This window comes from Kitasatospora sp. MMS16-BH015 (genome assembly GCF_002943525.1).
In the GTDB taxonomy this organism is placed as follows: domain Bacteria; phylum Actinomycetota; class Actinomycetes; order Streptomycetales; family Streptomycetaceae; genus Kitasatospora.
In genome coordinates this window covers 189,838-205,973 of sequence record NZ_CP025394.1, presented here as the reverse complement: position 1 = coordinate 205,973, position 16,136 = coordinate 189,838, and the positions used below count along the sequence as shown (strand labels likewise).

The window sequence follows — 16,136 nt, the reverse complement described above, 5'->3', positions numbered from 1 at the left end:
AACGGCCTTTAGGCGGGGCGGGGTTCGCGGAGGAGGTGCGGGACGGCGTGGCCGGCCAGGGCGAGGACTGTGCCGAGGAGGAGCCAGCCGGGGCGGCCCCAGGTGAGGCAGAGGAGGGCGAGGAGGGAGGGGGCGAGGGCGTCGGCGATGCCGGTGCCGAGTTTGAGCACGCCTGCGTACTCGCCCTGGGCGTGGGCCGGGGCCAGGCTGTAGCGGAGTTCGAAGGAGCCGACGGCCTGCCAGAGTTCGCCGGTGGTGTGGACGGCCATGCCGAGCAGCAGGAGCAGGGCCGCGAGCCAGGCGGGCTGGCCGGTGGCGAAGGCGGTCAGGGTCATCCCGGCCAGGAAGGCCCAGCCGGCCCGGCGCCAGAGGCGGGCGGCGTCGGTGTCGGTGCGGACGTCGCGACCGGTGCGGACCTGGAGGGCCACCACCATCAGGGTGTTGAGCAGGGCCGTGGCGCCGACCAGCCAGTGCGGGGCGTCGGTGTGGCCGACGATCCAGAGCGGCAGCACGAAGAGCAGCACGTCGCCCTGGAGCCCGGTGAGGGCGGAGAGCGCGGTGAAGGCGAGGTAGCGACGGTCTCGGAGGGCCACCCGCTTCGAGGCGCCCGGTGGGGTGGGCACGGGCGCGAGGTGGGGCAGCCGGGCGGCGATCACGGCGGTGAGCAGGTAGCTGAGCGCGTTGGCCAGGATCAGGGCCGAGTAGGCGGCCCGGGAGTCGAGTTGGACGGCGACTGCGGCGACCACCGAACCGAGGCTGCCGGCCAGGTTGGCGGCGGCCCGGGTACACCTGGGCGCGGAACTGAGGGGCTGTCGCGGGCCGTTGGGATGGGTGAGAAGGCCGCTTCGGGTGGCTGTTCCGGGTGGGGTTGCCCCGGGGTGGGCGGTATGTCCCGTGGGGTCGGTCGGTCGGGCACGGCGCAGCCGCGGCTCTCGAGGCGGGCTCGCAGTCGGTCGGGCTGCCGCCTCGGTCGGGCTGTCCCCTAGTCGGGTGGAAGACGCCGACCAAGGCCGGCCGGGCCGATAAACTGGCCCGGTGCTGCATGAGGGAGAGAGAACGGTGGCGCTCGAGATCCGGCCGTTCGACCCGGCCGGGGCCGGTGAGCGGGAGCTGGTGGAGTACCACACGATGCGGGCGGCGGCCGTGCTGGTGGACTGGCCCGAGGATCCGCCGCTGACCTACGACAGCGCGATCGGCCGGCTCCAGGCGCCGCCGCTCGAGGACGGCGTCTGCCGGTACTGGGCCGGGTACCTGGCCGGGCGGCTGGTCGGCACGGCGAAGCTCGGGCTGCCGGACGGCTCCAATGCCGCGGTGGCCAGGGTCGAGGTGCACGTCCATCCGGAGCTGCGGCGGCAGGGCATCGGCACCGGGCTGCTCCGCACGGTGCTGGGCGCCGTCCGGGAGTCCGGGCGGGAGACGGTGGTCGGGCTGCCGATGAAGCCGGAAGCGGCGGCGGCGAGTTGGGCCGCCCGGCACGGGTTCGAGGTGACCCAGCGGATGGTGATGCAGGCGCTGCTGGTCGCGGCCACCCCGGCCCGGATGTGGGAGGTGCAGGTGGCCGCCGGCTACCGGCTGGCCGACTGGTCCGGGGCGACGCCCGAGGAGTTGGTGGACTCGTACGCGGTGGCCCGGCAGGCGATCGAGGACGCCCCGCGCGGCCGGAGCAGCTTCCGCGCCACGGCCTGGACGGCCGAGCGGGTGCGGGAGGCCGACCGGGAGCTGGCCGGGAACGGAGTGGAGCAGCGGGTGGTGGTCGCGGTGGAGCAGAGCACCGGCGCCGTGGTCGGCACGCACGTGGTCCATCTGTTGCCCTACCGAAGGGAGTTCGGCTTCGTCTACGACACCTCCGTGGTGGCCGCGCACCGCGGGCACGGGCTCGGGCGGGCGATGAAGGCCGCGATGATGCGGCACCTCACCGTGGAGCGGCCGGAGTTGAGCCGGGTGCTGACCTCGACCGCGGCCGTCAACACCCACATGATCAGCGTCAACCACACCCTCGGCTACGAGACCGTCCGGATGATGGAGCTGGTCGAGGCGCGGACGGCGGACCTGGAGAAGCGGCTGGCCGACGGGCGGGCCTGAGCCCGCCCGTCGGCCGGGTGGGGCTCACGGGGTGGGCAGGCGCTCCAGGATGCGCTCCATGCCGCTGGTCCAGTTGTGGCGCAGCGCGAGCACGGCGGCCTCGGTGCCCCCGGCGCCCTCGGTGAGCAGGCACTCGGCGATCCGCTCGTGCTCGGCGGCGGTGCGCTCCAGCACGTCCTGATCGCCCACGGCGAGGCGCTCGTAGCGGTGCATGGTGAGCTTGAGCGAGGTGATCAGGTCCATCAGCCGCTCGTTGCGGCAGCCGGAGAGCAGCAGGTCGTGCCAGGCGTCGTCGTAGCGCTCTATCACGTCGTACGGCGCCTGCGGGGCGCTGAACGCCCGGGCCTCGGCCAGCAGGCGCGGGGCGATGGCGCGCAGGTGGGCCGGGTCGGAGAGTTCGAGGGCCAGTGACTCGAGGGCGGCCACGATGGTGGTCAGATCGCGGAACTCCTGGGCGCTCAGCAGCGCGAAGCGGAAGCCCTTGCCGCGCTCGCTGGTGATGACGCCCTCGCGTTCGAGCGAGATCATCGCCTCGCGCAGCGGGGTGCGGCTCACCCCCAGCTCGGCCGCCAGGTGGACCTCGTTGATCGGCTCCCCGGCGGTGAACTCGCCCCGGGCCAGGCGCTCCAGGAGTTCGTCCTTGACCTGCTCGCGCAGTGGACGCCGCTCGATCGGCATGACGCTGCTCCCTCTCCCCATCGTGGCTCTCGTCAGTATCGCAGTGGCTCAGGCCGTCCCGGCGCCGTCCACCGCGAGCACGGCGCCGCTGACGAAGGCGGCGGCCTCGCTGGCGAGGAAGGCCACCGTGCGGGCGATGTCCAGCGGCTGGCCGATCCTCCCGAGCGGTCGGTCGGCGGCGTCGCTGTAGAACGAGTCGACGCTGGCGCCGAGTTGGCGGGCCTCCTCGGCCAGCATGCCGGTGGCGGTGTCGCCCGGGCAGACGCAGTTGACCCGGATGCCCTGCGGCCCGTGGTCGATGGCCATCGCCCGGGTCAGGTTGACCACCGCGCCCTTGGAGGCGCAGTACGAGGCGGCCCGCTCGCCGCCCTTGATGCCCCAGCCGGAGCCGGTGTTGACGATGCTGCCACCGCCGTTCGCCGCCATCAGCGGGATGACCAGCCCGCTCAGCACCATCACCGAGCGGACGTTGACCGCCATCACCAGGTCCCAGTCGGCGTCGGTGATCTCGCAGACGGTGGACCGGCGGATGATGCCCGCGTTGTTGAACAGCACGTCCACCCCGCCGTGCAGCTCGACGGCGGCGGCCACCACCGCCTCGCAGTCGGCGCGGCTGGCCACGTCGCAGCGGATGAAGGTGGCGCCGATCTCCTTGGCGGTGTGCTCGCCCTGCTCGGCGTCCAGATCGGCGATCACCACCTGGGCCCCGAGCTCGGCGAACAGGGTGGCGGTGGCGCGGCCGATGCCGGCGGCTCCGCCGGTGACGATGGCCCGGCGGCCGGTGAGGTCGATCACGGTGATTCCTCTCGGAAGATGGGGTGTTGGGCTACTGGGCGCGGTAGACGGTACGGCGGCGGAAACCGGTGATCACCGGGTGGTGGCCGGAGAGTTCGGCGTCGAGGGCCTCGTCGCCGGTGTCGAGCAGGAGCGGGCGGCCGCCGAGGGCGGCGAGTTTGGCCTCGGTGGCGAGGATCAGCAGGCGTTCGCGCCCGGCGGCGCGGAGCAGCGGCGGGGAGAGCTGCTGGTTGCCCCGGCCGAGCAGGAAGCCCTGCCCACCGGTGGGGGAGAGGGCGATCCAGGGGGCCTGGCCGGCGAGTTGCTGGCGCAGGTGATCGACGCCGAGGCCGGTGGCGAGGGTCTGCAGGCCCTCGCCCTCACGGCGGAGCAGGTCGACCCCGAGCAGGGAGGTCTCGGCGCCCAGCGCGGCGGCCACGGCCTGGGTGGTGGAGCCCGGGCCGAGCACGAGCAGGGCGCCCGGGGGGAGGAAGGTGCGGAGTTCGGCGGCGATGCCGCCGGTGCTCGGCGGGTCGGGCGCGCTGGTGCCGGTCTTGCGCTGCTGGATTCGCAACGGGAGCTCAGGCACACGGAGTTGGCCGTGCAGTCGGGCGCCGAGGTGGCCGGCCCGGTGGGCCTCCTCGTCGAGGTCGAGGATCTCGCGCTCGGGGGTCGGGACGGGTGGGGCGGTGGCGGCGAGGCCGTGCAGATAGGCGGCGGCCGTCTCGCCCGCGGCCCGGGGGTGGACGGCGAACACGGCCGAGTGCATCTTGACCCCCGTCGGGACGCCGAGCACCGGGCAGCCCGGGTCGGCGTCGAGCAGGTCGCGGGCGGTGCCGTCACCGCCGGCGAAGAGGATCAGCTGCGCGCCGGCGGCCCGCAGCGCCCGGACGGCGGCGGCCGTGTCGGCGGAGGAGGTTTCGGCCGCCGGGTGGTGGACCAGGAGGGGTGTGAGGCCGGCCGAGTGGGCCGCCTCGGCACCCATCGGGCCGGCGGGGGTGAGGAGACGGAACGGCTCGGGGTGGCGGTAGCGGAGCTCGGCGAGCGCGAGCGCGGCCCGCTCGCCCGCCCGGGGCTGGGCGCCGAGGTGCTGGGCCATCCGCTGCACGGCCGCGCCGTCGCTGCCGCCGAGGCCGACGGGCCCGCCGAGCCCGGCCACCGGGTTGACGATCAGCCCGAGGACCGGGGGCGGGCCCCCCGCCGGCGGCGTCACAGCTGCTCGCCGAGGATCTTGCGGCGGTAGGCGCGCCAGGTGACGGCCCAGTGGGCGGGGGCGTCGAGGGTGGCGGGGCGGGCGCGGTGGACGGCGGAGCGGTGGGGTGCGGTGTGGACGGTGTCGGGGTCCTCGTAGGCCTCGCGGGCCACCTCGGCGAGGATGGCCGCGTACTCGTCGAGGTCGGCGCGGGAGTAGGACTCGGTGGGCTCCAGGGTCATCGGTTCGGGCACCACGTACGGGTGGTGGCTGGTCCAGTAGTGGGTGCCGAAGTCGGCCGCCCGGTAGCCGAGTTCCTCGCTGTGCACGCCGGTCTCGGCGGCCAGCTGCGCCCAGCTGTAGCGGGCCTGCTCCAGCCGGGGGCGGCCGGCGGCGTACGGGACACAGACGCCGCGGATCCGACTGACCTGGTGCATCAAGTAGTTGTTGTTGAGCACGGCCGTCTCGGCGGCCGTGCGCAGGCCCTCCGGGCCGAGCGACATGATCCAGGCGTAGGCGCGGACCAGGTTGGGCACCACGCCGTAGAACGGGCGGATCTTGCCGATCGAGTCGGGGCGGTCGTCGTCCAGGCGGTACCGCTCGCCGTCGAACTCCACGGTGGGGCGCGGAAGGTAGGGGGCCAGGGCCTCGGTGACGGCGCAGGCGCCGGCGGCCGGGCCGCCGCAGGCGTGCGGGGTGGAGAAGGTCTTGTGCAGGTTGAAGTGGCAGAGGTCGAAGCCGGCCTCGCGGGCTCGGGTGATGCCGAGGATGCCGTTGGCGTTCGCCTGGTCGTAGCAGGCCAGGCCGCCCGCTTGGTGCACCAGGTCGACGAACTCGGCGATCCGGGGGTTGTAGATGCCGGTGTCCTCGGGGTTGGTGATCAGCAGCGCGGCCGTCCGGGGGCCGACGGCCGCGCGCAGGGCCGCCAGGTCCGGGTAGCCGTCCGGGTCGGGGTGCAGGGTGACCACCCGGAAGCCCGCGGTGGCCGCGCAGGCGGCGTTGGAGGGGTGGGAGAAGATGGTGGTGATCACCTCGTCGCGCTGGTCGAGCTCGCCGCGGGCGGCGAAGTAGGCGCGGATCATCGCGATGTTGGTGTAGATCGCGGCGGAGCCGGCCCCGGGCTGGAGGCTGACCCGGTCCATCCCGGAGATCTCGGCCAGCATCCGTTCGAGCCGGTGGATGACCGCCAGCACGCCCTGGACGGTGGATTCGTCCTGCAGCGGGTGCAGGTCGGCGACGGCCGGGTCGCGGACGAAGGTGTCGTTCACCTTGGGGCTGTACTTCATGGTGCAGGTGCCCTGGCCGACGTCGATGTTGAGGTCGACCCCGAGGTTCTCCTGGGAGAGCCGCAAGTAGTGCCGGAGCACGTGGAGTTGGGAGAGCTCGGGCAGGGCCAGCGGGGTCTCGCGGGCCAGGCCGGCGGGCAGGGCGGCGAGCGGGTCGCCGACGGCCTCGGCGAGCTCGGGTTCGGGGAGCGGGACGAGCAGGCCGCGGGCGCCGGGGGTGTGCAGGTCGAAGATCGCGGGCTCGTCCCAGCGGGCCTGGTGGTAGCGGCGCAGCGCGGGTTTGGGGGCGATCAGGGCATCGGCGGCCGAGGTGGGCACGGCCTGACGGGCGGTCACTTGACGATCTCCTGAAGGGTGTCGGCGAGCCGGTCGATGTCGGCCTTGGTGTGCGTCTCGCTCACGCAGTAGAGGGCGTCGGTGGCGCCGAGCACCTTGCCGCCGAAGATGCCCCGGGCGAGCAGCTCGCGGTTGACCTCGGCGGCGCCGAGCGAGCCGGTGAAGCGCAGGCAGAAGTCGGCGAAGTGCGCCGCGCCCGCGTACGGCGCCTCGACGCCGGGGACCTCGGTGAGCCGCCGGAGCGCGTAGGCGGTGCGGGCGAGCACGGTGGTGCCCAGTTCGCGCATCCCGGCCGGGCCCATCAGGGCGAGGTAGACCCCGGCGGCGATGCCGTGCAGGGCGGCGGCGGTGCCCACCCACTCCTTGCCCTGCTCGCGCAGGGCGAAGGAGGTGCGGTCGTAGGCCACGTCGCCGAAGCCGAGCTCGCCGGGCACCTCGGTGGGCACCAGGCCGAACAGGCGGGAGGGGTACTCGGCGACCAGCACGGGGTCGTCGGCACTGGCGATGAACCCGGCGTGGCTGCCGCCGAAGCTCATCGGCAGGCCGAGCGGCTGCAGGTCGCCGCAGGTGAGGTCGGCGCCGTACGCGCTGGGCGGGCTGAGCACGCCGAGGGAAGCCGGGTTGCAGCCGACCACGTAGCGCGCGCCCACCGCGTGGGCCAGGGCGCCGAGTTCGGGCAGGGCGGGGTCGACCAGGCCGAGGTAGGAGGGCGCGTCGGCGTAGACCGCGGCGGTCCCGGGGCCGAGGGCGGCGCGGACGGCCGGGAGGTCGGCCAGACCGGTGGCCGGGTCGACCGGCACGAGGAGGAGCCGGTGGTCGGGCCGCAGGTAGTCGGCGAGCTTGGCCAGCTTGTCCGGGTCGACGGCGCCGGCGATCACCACCTCGGGCCGCCCGGTGAGCCGGGCGGCCATCCGCAGGGCGGTGGCGGCGGCCTGGAAGCCGTCGTAGACCGGCACGTTGACGATGTCGGTGGCCAGCAGCTCGGCCATCAGCGACTGGTACTCCCAGAGCGCCTGGAACCGGCCGTGGTCCTCGTAGGGCTCGCCGGCGTAGGCGGTGAGGAACTCGCTGCGGCCCACGATCTCGTTCACCACGGCCGGGACGTGGTGCGGGTAGCAGCCGGCCCCGAGGAAGCTGAGGGCCTGCCGGGTGCTGGTGTTGCGGCCGAGCAACTCGTCCATGTGCCGGACGAGTTCGGCCTCCGAGCGGAGCGGGGCCGGGAGGTCGAGCGGCCGGCCGAGCCGGAGGGCGGCGGGGATGTCGGCGTAGAACTCCTCGATGTCCGAGGCGCCGAGGGCGGCCAGCATCGCGGCCCGGACGGCCGGGACGGAGTTCGGGACGTAGGGGTGGACGGACGGGCCAGTGGGCGTCATCTTCCATCCTTCGCAAGCTACTTGGCGGTGCCGCAGAGCCGGGTGCTTTCGAGCTTTGTGCCGCAGGACTCTTGACGGCCGCGCTCTGGATTCAGTGTGCTGTATACAGCATTCAGCATCACTTCCCCCGGAGGCAAGAGTGCTCACCGGACCCACTCGTCGATCCGTCCTCACCGCCGGACTCGCGGCCGGCACAAGCCTGTTGGGCTTGACCGGGTGCGCCACCGGTGGCACTGCCAAGCCGGTGCGCAGCCTCGCGCCGGGCAGTGCCGCGCCGCTGACCGGCACCGTCACCGTCTGGTCCTGGGACGTGGCCGCGCAGGCCATGAAGCGCCTGGCGCCGGTCTTCCAGCAGCAGCACCCGGGCACCACCGTGCAGGTGGTGGACATCGGGTACGACAGCGCGTACGACAAGATCACCGTCGGGCTGCAGGCGGGCACCGGCCTGCCCGACCTGCTCACCGTGGAGGGCAGCCGGCTGCCCTCGTACCTGGGCAGCTTCCCCGCCGGGTTCTTCGACCTGACCGCGCTGGCCGGCCGGTACCGGGCGCAGTACGCGCCCGCCGCCTGGGGCACGGTGACCGACCCGCAGGGGCGGGTGCGGGGGCTGCCCTGGGACATCGGGCCCTGCGGGCTGTTCTACCGCTCCGACCTGTTCCGGCAGGCCGGGATCGACCCCGCCGCGATCGCCACCTGGGACGACTACGTGAAGGCCGGGGTGCGGCTGAAGGCGGCCACCGGGCAGAAGCTGCTGGTGCTCGACTCGGTGCAGGACTCCACCCTCGGGATGCTGCTCCAGCAGCAGGGCCAGTCGCTGTTCGCGGGCGGCGGCAAGGTGGCCGTGGACACTCCGCAGGCCGTGCGGGCGCTCACCCTGCTCAAGACGCTCTCCGACCAGGGGCTGGTGGACTACGAGAAGGGGTGGGACGGCCTGGTCACCGCCACCAAGACCGGCAGGGCCGCCACCGCTCCCACCGCCGCCTGGTGGTCGGGCACGCTGACCGGCGAAATGCCCGAGCTCAAGGGCAAGTTCGACGTGCTGCCGCTGCCCGCCTTCGAGCCCGGCGGGGTGCGCACCTCCAACCAGGGCGGCTCCACGCTGGCCGTCACCGCGCAGAGCAAGAACCCGCAACTGGCCTGGGCTTTCGCCGAGTTCATGCTGGCCGAGGTGGCCAACCAGGTGTCGATGCTGAAGAACGAGGGCCTCTTCCCGGCCTACCTGCCCGCGCTGGCCGACCCGTTCGTGGACGCCCCGCAGGAGTACTACGGCGGCCGGCCGGCCTTCCGGGTCTTCGCCGACCTGGCCAAGTCCATCCCGCCGGTGGAGCAGACCAAGGACGGCGCCAAGGCGGGCGACATCATGGACTCCACCGTCTCCGGCGTGCTGCTGCGCGGGCAGGACCCGGCCAAGGCGCTGGCCTCGGCGGCCCAGCAGATCGCCACCGCCACCGGCCGCACCGTCCTCGGCGCATGACGACCCGTCAGGTCGCGGACTTCCGGCGCTCCGGCTGGATCTTCGCGGGCCCGGCCGCCGCCCTGCTCACCGCCTTCTTCGCCTACCCGCTGGTGGCCAGCCTCTACCAGAGCTTCACCAGCCAGAGCGAGGGCGTCACCAGCTTCGTCGGCCTGGCCCAGTACCGCCGGCTGGTGGCCGACCCGGTCTTCCTGCGCTCGCTGGTCAACACCGCGCTGGTGCTGGCCGTCCAGGTGCCGGTGATGATCGGACTGGCCCTCGCGCTGGCCTTCCTGCTCAACCAGTCCTGGCTCCGCTTCCGGGGCACCTGGCGGGCGCTCTACTTCCTGCCGGGCATCACCACGCTGGTGGCCTACGCCGTGGTCTTCCAGGTGCTGCTCAAGACCGACGGCGGCCTGGCCAACCAGGCGCTCGGCCTGGTCGGCCTGCACCCGGTGGACTGGCTGAACGACCCGACCTGGGCCCGGATCGCGCTGATCGGCTCGATCACCTGGCGCTGGACGGGCTACAACGCCGTGATCCTGCTGGCCGGGCTCCAGGCGATCGGCCGCGAGCAGTACGAGGCCGCCGCCGTGGACGGCGCGGGCGGGGTGCGGACCCATGTGTCGGTGATCCTGCCGCAGTTGCGGCCGGTGCTGCTGTTCTGCGTGATCACCTCGACCATCGGGACACTGCAACTCTTCGACGAGAACTACGTGTTGACGCGCGGCGGCCCGGGTGACGCCACGCTGACGCCGGTGCTCTACCTCTACAAGGTGGGCTTCCAGCAGAGCGACTTCGGGTACGCCGCGGCGATCGCCTGGGCCGTGGTGCTGCTCACCGGGGTGGTGTCGCTCGTGCAGTACCGGCTGCTCGGGAAGGGGTGGGGCCGGTGAGGCGCTTCCCGCTGCGGGGTCTGGCCCTGCTCGCGCTCGCCGTCGGGGCCGGGTTGAGCCTGCTGCCGTTCTTCTGGATGGCGGTGGCCGCGACCCACGACACCAGCGAACTCTTCCGCTCCCCGCCGCCGTTCCTGCCGGGCGGGCGGCTGCTGCGCAACATCGCCGGGCTGCAGGCGAGCGTGGGCATCGGGCGGGTGCTGCTCAACAGCGTGGCCACCGCGCTGGTGTACACGGCCGGGAGTGCGCTGCTCTCGGCGATGTGCGGGTACGGGCTGGCCAAGTACCGGTTCCGGGGGCGGGGTTTGCTGCTGGGGGCGGTGCTGGCGACGATGATGATCCCGTTCCAGGTGCTGCTGGTGCCGCTGTTCCAGATGATGGCCGGCCTCGGCTGGATCGACAGCTACCAGGCGATCATCGTGCCCTTCCTGGCCAACTCCTTCGGCATCCTGCTGATGCGCCAGGCCTTCCTGGACTTCCCCGACGAGCTGATCGAATCGGCCCGGATCGACGGCGCGGGCGATCTGCGCACCTTCTACCGGGTGGTGCTCCCTTGCGTCCGGCCGCAGTTGGGTGCTCTGGTGATCTTCACCTTCATGGGCCAGTGGAACGGCTTCATCTGGCCCCTCCTGATGCTGAACTCCGAAGACAGGTACACCGTGCCCGTAGCCCTGAACACCCTGACCGGTCTGAGCCGGGTCGACTACTCCGGCCTGATGCTCGGCTCCCTGCTGGCCACCCTGCCGCTGATCCTGCTGTTCGCCTTCTTCCAGCGGCAGTTCGTCGCCGGCCTGCTCGGCGGGGCGGTGAAGGGATGAGCGCGAGCGGCCTGTGGTACGGCGGGGACTACAACCCCGAGCAGTGGCCCGAGGAGGTCTGGGCCGAGGACGTCAAGCTGATGCGGGAGGCCGGGGTCACCATGGTGACGCTCGGCGTCTTCGCCTGGGCGCGGCTCCAACCCGGCCCGCAGGAGTGGGACTTCGGCTGGCTGGACGTCCTGCTCGACCAGCTGCACGCCCACGGGGTGGCCGTCGACCTGGCCACCGCCACCGCCTCGCCGCCGGCCTGGCTGGTGCGGGCCCACCCCGAGCTGCTGCCGGTGACGGCGGACGGCGTGCGGCTGGAGTTCGGCTCCCGTCAGCACTACTGCCCCTCCTCGCCGGTCTACCGGGCCGCCGCCGTCCGGCTGGCCCGCGCGCTGGCCGAGCGGTACGGCCGGCACCCGGCCGTGGCGCTCTGGCACGTGCACAACGAGTACGGCGACCACGTCACCGAGTGCTTCTGCGCGGAGTCGGCCGCCCACTTCCGGCGCTGGCTCGGTACCCGGTACGGCACCGTCGAGCAGCTCAACTCGGCTTGGGGCACCGGCTTCTGGTCGCAGCACTACCGCGACTGGACCGAGATCGAGCCGCCGCGCACCGCGCCCGGCCCGGTCAACCCGACCCAGGTGCTGGATTGGCGGCGGTTCTGCTCGGACGCGCTCCTGGAGTGTTACCGGGCGGAGAAGGTGGTGCTGGACGAGCTCGCCCCCGGCACGCCGGTGACCACCAACTTCATGTCGATGTTCAAGGCGCTGGACTACTGGGCCTGGGCCGCCGAGGAGGACGTGGTCGCCGACGACGCCTACCCCGACCCGGCCGATCCGACGGCGCAGGTGGGCGCCGCGCTCAACTACGACCTGATGCGCTCGCTCAAGGGCGGAGCGCCGTGGATGCTGCTCGAACAGGCTCCCTCGGCGGTGAGTTGGCGGGCGGTGAACGTGCCCAAGCGCCCCGGCCTGCAGCGGCTCTGGTCGCTCCAGGCGGTGGCGAGGGGTGCCGACGCCGTCCTGTACTTCCAGTGGCGGGCCTCCCGGGCGGGCGCCGAGAAGCACCACAGCGCGCTGCTGCCGCACCGGGGCACCGACTCGCGCGGCTGGCGCGAGACCGTCCGGTTCGGCGCCGAACTCCGGCGGCTGGCCCCGGTGGTGGGCGGGCGCAGCACCGCCCAGGTGGCGATCGTGCTGGACTGGGACTCCTGGTGGGCGCTGGAGCTGGAGGACCACCCCTCGGCGCGGATGCGCTGGAGCGAGCTGCTGCGGCCCTGGTACGCGGCGCTGCACCGGCGCAACATCGCGGTGGACTTCCTGCCGCCCGATGGCGAACTCGGCTACTACCAGGCGGTGTTGGCGCCCAACCTGTACCTGCTGCGGACGGCGACCGCCCGGCGGCTGACCGCCTACGCGGCGGCCGGCGGCCACCTGGTCTGCGGCCCGTTCAGCGGGGTGGTGGACGAGCACGACCACATCCACCTCGGCGGCTACCCGGCGCCGCTGCGCGAGGCGCTCGGAGTGGTGGTGGACGAGTGGTGGCCGCTGCCCGAGGGCGCCGAGGCCGAAGTGGTGCTCGAAGGCGGGGCGCGGGTGACGGCCACCCGGTGGACGGAGTGGCTGGAGACCGAGGGCGCCGAGACCGTGGGCCGCTACGGTTCCGGCCCGCTGGCCGGCCGTCCCGCCGTGACCCGGCACGGCACCGCCTGGTACCTGAGCTGCGACCTCGGCCCGCAGACCGGCGCCGTGCTCGACCCGATCCTCGACCGGGCCGGCGTCACCCCGGTGCTGGCCGCCCCCGAGGGGGTGGAGGCCACGCTGCGGCGCACGCCCGACGGGGCCGAGCACCTCTTCCTGCTCAACCACACCGACGAACCGGTCGAGTTGGCCCTCCCCGAGGGCTGGCAGCGGGCCGCCGACCTGCTCGACCCCGCTCGTACCCCCGACCCCGCCCTGCGGCTCGACCCGCTCGGCGTGGCCGTGCTCCGACGGTAGACCCCCGACCCCTGACCCCCCACCCCTTCTGAGCAGAGGACTCCCCCGTGACCGACCGCCGCACCCTCCTACGGGCCGCCGCTGCCAGCCTCGTGCCGGCCGCCGCTTGGACCGTGGCCCCGCCCGCGCTGGCCGCTGGGGCCGAGGACTACGCCGACGTGCTCGACCTGCACGGCGCGCCGACCGCCGCCGAGACCGGCGAGCTCAACCCGGTGAACGTCTTCGCCGACCAGGGCGCCTGGCACGCGTACGCGCTGCCGAAGGCGGAGGACCCGACCGGCTACGGCGGCTTCACCGGCCCGCTCTACATCGCTCAGGAGTACCCCTGGTGGCTGGCCCGCCAGTTCACCCGGGTGGAGCTGGCCGAGGGCGGCCGGGTGCTCGACCTGGCCGCCGGTGGCAGGCCCGAACTCACCGCGCTGCCTGGCCTGTTGCGGCAGCGGTACGACCTGGGCGGCGGCCTGCGGCTGAGCCTGGAGCTGCGGTTCACCAGCCACCGGACGGCCTACGTGCGGGGGGAGCTGACCAATGCGGGCGGCAACGCCCGGCGGATCACGGTGGGTTGGCGCGGCACCCTGCTGCGGCCGGCCGCCGAACCGATGCACGGCGCACCGGTGCTGAGCGCGACCGGGAGCGGGGTTGCCGTCGCGTTCGGGCGGGTGCGCAACACCTGGAGCTACCTGACCGACGGCACCGAGCGGTTCGAGGTCAGCCACGACCGGCCGGTGCGGGTCACGGTGGACGGCGACTCCTACCGCACCGAGACGGCCGCGCCGCTGCAGCTCGCCCCCGGAGCGCGGCAGCGGTTCGGCTGGGCGGAGAGCTACACCTTCACCGAGGCCGAGCGGGCGGCCGAGCGGCCGGCCGTGGCCGAGCTGTTGCGCCGCCCCGAGCCGGTGCTGGCCGCCGGCGCGGCGCGCTGGCGGCGGTACGTGGCCTCCGCCACCGCCGGGGTGCCGGCAGGGCGGCGGCGGCTCGCGGTCAAGGCCGTGCAGACCCTGGTGACCAACTGGCGCAGTGCGGCCGGTCAGTTGAAGCACGACGGGATCATACCCTCGATCTCGTACAAGTGGTTCACCGGCGGGCTCTGGGCCTGGGACACCTGGAAGCAGGCGGTGGGCACGGCCCGGTTCGACCCGGCGCTCGCGGCCTCGCAGCTGCGGTCCGTCTTCGACCACCAGATCCGGCCCGACTCGGCGGAGCGTCCGCAGGATGCCGGGATGATCCCGGACTGCGTCTTCTACAACGCCCCGGCGCAGGGCGGGGGCAACTGGAACGAGCGCAACTCCAAGCCGCCGCTGGCCGCCTGGGCCGTCTGGCAGGTCTACCTGCGCGGCGGGGACGGCGCGCTGCTGCGCGAGTTCTACCCCAAGTTGACCGCCTACCAGGCCTGGTGGGCGCGCTGCCGGGACCACGACGGGAACGGGGTGGCCGAGTACGGCGCCACGGTGGACCCGGGCAACGACAACACCGAGGACACCCGGCAGGCCGCCGCCTGGGAGAGCGGGATGGACAACGCGCCGCGGTTCGACGCGGCGCTGGGCACCACGGTGGTGGAGAACCGGGACGCGGGGGGCAGGCAGGTCGGCTACTCGCTCGGCCAGGAGTCGGTGGACCTGAACGCCTACCTGGTGGCCGACCGCCGCCACCTCGCGTTGATCGCCGGGCGGCTCGGCCTGGCAGCGGAGGCCGCGCGCTGGACCGCCTCGGCGGAGGAGTTGGCGGCGAAGGTGCGGCAGCGGTTCTTCGACCCGGCGAGCGGGTGGTTCCACGACGCCGCACCGGGCGGCGGACCGCTGGTGGCGCGCGGGCGGGGGATCGAGGGGGTGGTCCCGCTCTGGGCCCGGGTGGCCACGCCGCAGCAGGCGGCGGCCGCGCGCGCCCACCTGACCGACCCGGGGGAGTTCGCCACCCCCGTGCCGTTCCCGACGGTGGCCAAGAGCTCGCCGTACTTCGCGGCCCAGGAGTACTGGCGCGGACCGGTCTGGCTCGACCAGGCGTACTTCGGCATCGAGGGCCTGCGGGCGTACGGCTACCGGCGGGAGGCCGCCGAGCTGACGGACCGGCTGCTGGCGAACGCGGCGGGGCTGGCGGGGGAGGGGCCGATCATGGAGAACTACGACCCGCTGACCGGCCAGGCGCTCAACTCGACCAACTTCAGCTGGTCGGCGGCGCTGCTGCTGCCGCTGCTCGCGGAGTAGGGGGAGAGGGAGAGGGAGAGAAGAGCGGCGGAGCGGGCCGGGCGACGGGGGCTCACGAGGGCGGGGGTGGGCCCGGGCGAGGCAGGCCGGGCGGCCCTGCAGGGGCGGCTGGGCGGATCGCGAGGGCGGGCCCGACGGGGACTCCGCGCGGGTCGCGAGGGGAAGGGCCCGCCGGGCCGTCGCGTGGGCCGTGCGGGTGGGCCCGCCGGGCAGTGGATGCGGGCCCGGTGGGCAAGGCGAGTGGGGCGGGAGGGCGGGCGCGCGGGGGTGGTGGGGCCGGGCCGCGCGCCCGCGGGGTCACTCCGCGATGCGGCCGTCGTGGAGTTCGACGACCTGGTCGGCCAGGGTCATCAGGTTGGGGTCGTGGGTGGCGACCAGGGCGGTGACGCCCTCGCTGCGGACCACGGCGCGGAGCAGCTCCATGACGGCGCGGCCGGTCTCGGAGTCGAGCTGGCCGGTGGGCTCGTCGGCGATGATCAGGGCCGGCTCGTTGGCCAACGCCCTGGCCAGGGCGACGCGTTGCTGCTGACCGCCGGAGAGCTCGCCGGGGCGCTGCTCGGCGTGGTCGGCCAGGCCGACCAGCGCGAGCAGGGTGCGCACGCGCTCCTCCCGCTCCTTGGCGGGCACCCGGCGCAGCCGCATCGGCACGCCGACGTTCTCGGCGGCGGTGAGCACCGGGATCAGCCCGAAGGACTGGAAGACGAAGCCGATCCGCTCGCGCCGCAGCGCGAGCCGCCCGGCCTCGTCGAGGCCGGCGAGCTCGAGGCCGTCGATCGAGATGCTGCCGCCGGTGGGCGTGTCCAGGCCGCCGACCAGGTTGAGCAAGGTGGTCTTGCCGGAGCCGGAGCGGCCCTTGACCGCGGTGAGCTCACCGCGCCGGGCGGTGAAGGAGAGCCCGCGCAGCGCGTGCACGGCCTGCGCACCTTCGCCGAAGCTGCGCTGGAGCTCCGTCACCACCACCATCGGAGCGGCCGTTTCGGACCGGTCCAAAATTTCTGCCGTCATCGTGAAACCCCCTGGGGCCGAGGCGCGTGTACTTGGCAGTTCTTCGAGAGTGAGCCG

13 protein-coding genes are annotated in these 16,136 nt (G+C 73.7%); 6 read left to right on the top strand and 7 right to left on the bottom strand.

Translation table 11 applies throughout. The annotated features are described in order from the left end of the window. Window positions 1-8: 8 nt before the first annotated feature. Complete coding sequence (locus CFP65_RS00920) at window positions 9-746, bottom strand: hypothetical protein (protein WP_104814292.1); 738 nt, start codon at window positions 744-746, stop codon at window positions 9-11. 313 nt (window positions 747-1,059) lie between these two features. Here CFP65_RS00920 and CFP65_RS00915 point away from each other — a divergent pair, with 313 nt between their 5' ends. After that, window positions 1,060-2,082, top strand: a complete 1,023-nt coding sequence (locus CFP65_RS00915) for a GNAT family N-acetyltransferase (protein WP_104814291.1) — start codon at window positions 1,060-1,062, stop codon at window positions 2,080-2,082. Between the two features lie 24 nt (window positions 2,083-2,106). On the opposite strand, the gene CFP65_RS00910 is transcribed toward CFP65_RS00915, so the two are convergent. The 5 genes from CFP65_RS00910 to gcvPA are packed head-to-tail and all read right to left on the bottom strand — an operon-like array spanning window position 2,107 to window position 7,721. Then, entirely contained in the window at window positions 2,107-2,760 is a 654-nt protein-coding gene (locus tag CFP65_RS00910; RefSeq protein WP_104814290.1) for a GntR family transcriptional regulator, read from the bottom strand. Window positions 2,761-2,808: 48 nt separating this feature from the next. Further along, entirely contained in the window at window positions 2,809-3,555 is a 747-nt protein-coding gene (locus CFP65_RS00905; protein ID WP_104814289.1) for an SDR family NAD(P)-dependent oxidoreductase, read from the bottom strand. A 31-nt stretch (window positions 3,556-3,586) separates the two neighbouring features. Continuing rightward, window positions 3,587-4,747: an ATP-NAD kinase family protein gene (locus tag CFP65_RS00900; RefSeq protein WP_104814288.1), complete on the bottom strand. Its 1,161-nt coding sequence runs from the start codon at window positions 4,745-4,747 to the stop codon at window positions 3,587-3,589. Further along, window positions 4,744-6,348 (bottom strand): aminomethyl-transferring glycine dehydrogenase subunit GcvPB, encoded by a 1,605-nt coding sequence (gene gcvPB / locus CFP65_RS00895; RefSeq protein WP_254552151.1) that lies wholly within the window; start codon window positions 6,346-6,348, stop codon window positions 4,744-4,746. Before gcvPB ends, CFP65_RS00900 begins: the two co-directional genes overlap by 4 nt. Next, window positions 6,345-7,721, bottom strand: coding sequence for an aminomethyl-transferring glycine dehydrogenase subunit GcvPA (gene gcvPA, locus CFP65_RS00890; RefSeq protein ID WP_104814287.1), 1,377 nt, complete (start codon window positions 7,719-7,721; stop codon window positions 6,345-6,347). The genes gcvPB and gcvPA overlap by 4 nt, the downstream gene beginning before the upstream one ends. Window positions 7,722-7,929: 208 nt before the next feature. Between gcvPA and CFP65_RS00885 the strand changes: the two genes are divergently transcribed. The 5 genes from CFP65_RS00885 to CFP65_RS00865 are packed head-to-tail and all read left to right on the top strand — an operon-like array spanning window position 7,930 to window position 15,074. Further along, entirely contained in the window at window positions 7,930-9,195 is a 1,266-nt protein-coding gene (locus tag CFP65_RS00885) for a sugar ABC transporter substrate-binding protein (RefSeq protein WP_217368117.1), read from the top strand. Further along, window positions 9,192-10,070, top strand: coding sequence for a carbohydrate ABC transporter permease (locus CFP65_RS00880; RefSeq protein ID WP_104814285.1), 879 nt, complete (start codon window positions 9,192-9,194; stop codon window positions 10,068-10,070). Before CFP65_RS00885 ends, CFP65_RS00880 begins: the two co-directional genes overlap by 4 nt. Beyond that, window positions 10,067-10,888: a carbohydrate ABC transporter permease gene (locus tag CFP65_RS00875; RefSeq protein ID WP_254552149.1), complete on the top strand. Its 822-nt coding sequence runs from the start codon at window positions 10,067-10,069 to the stop codon at window positions 10,886-10,888. The genes CFP65_RS00880 and CFP65_RS00875 overlap by 4 nt, the downstream gene beginning before the upstream one ends. Continuing rightward, window positions 10,885-12,873 (top strand): beta-galactosidase, encoded by a 1,989-nt coding sequence (locus CFP65_RS00870; RefSeq protein ID WP_104814284.1) that lies wholly within the window; start codon window positions 10,885-10,887, stop codon window positions 12,871-12,873. The genes CFP65_RS00875 and CFP65_RS00870 overlap by 4 nt, the downstream gene beginning before the upstream one ends. A 47-nt stretch (window positions 12,874-12,920) precedes the next feature. Further along, window positions 12,921-15,074, top strand: a complete 2,154-nt coding sequence (locus CFP65_RS00865) for a trehalase family glycosidase (RefSeq protein WP_168219569.1) — start codon at window positions 12,921-12,923, stop codon at window positions 15,072-15,074. A 297-nt stretch (window positions 15,075-15,371) separates the two neighbouring features. Here the strand turns inward: CFP65_RS00865 and CFP65_RS00860 are convergent, their stop codons facing one another. After that, the gene (locus CFP65_RS00860; RefSeq protein ID WP_104814283.1) at window positions 15,372-16,079 is read right to left on the bottom strand and encodes an ABC transporter ATP-binding protein; all 708 of its coding nucleotides are present in this window, start codon (window positions 16,077-16,079) and stop codon (window positions 15,372-15,374) included. Window positions 16,080-16,136: the final 57 nt, after the last annotated feature.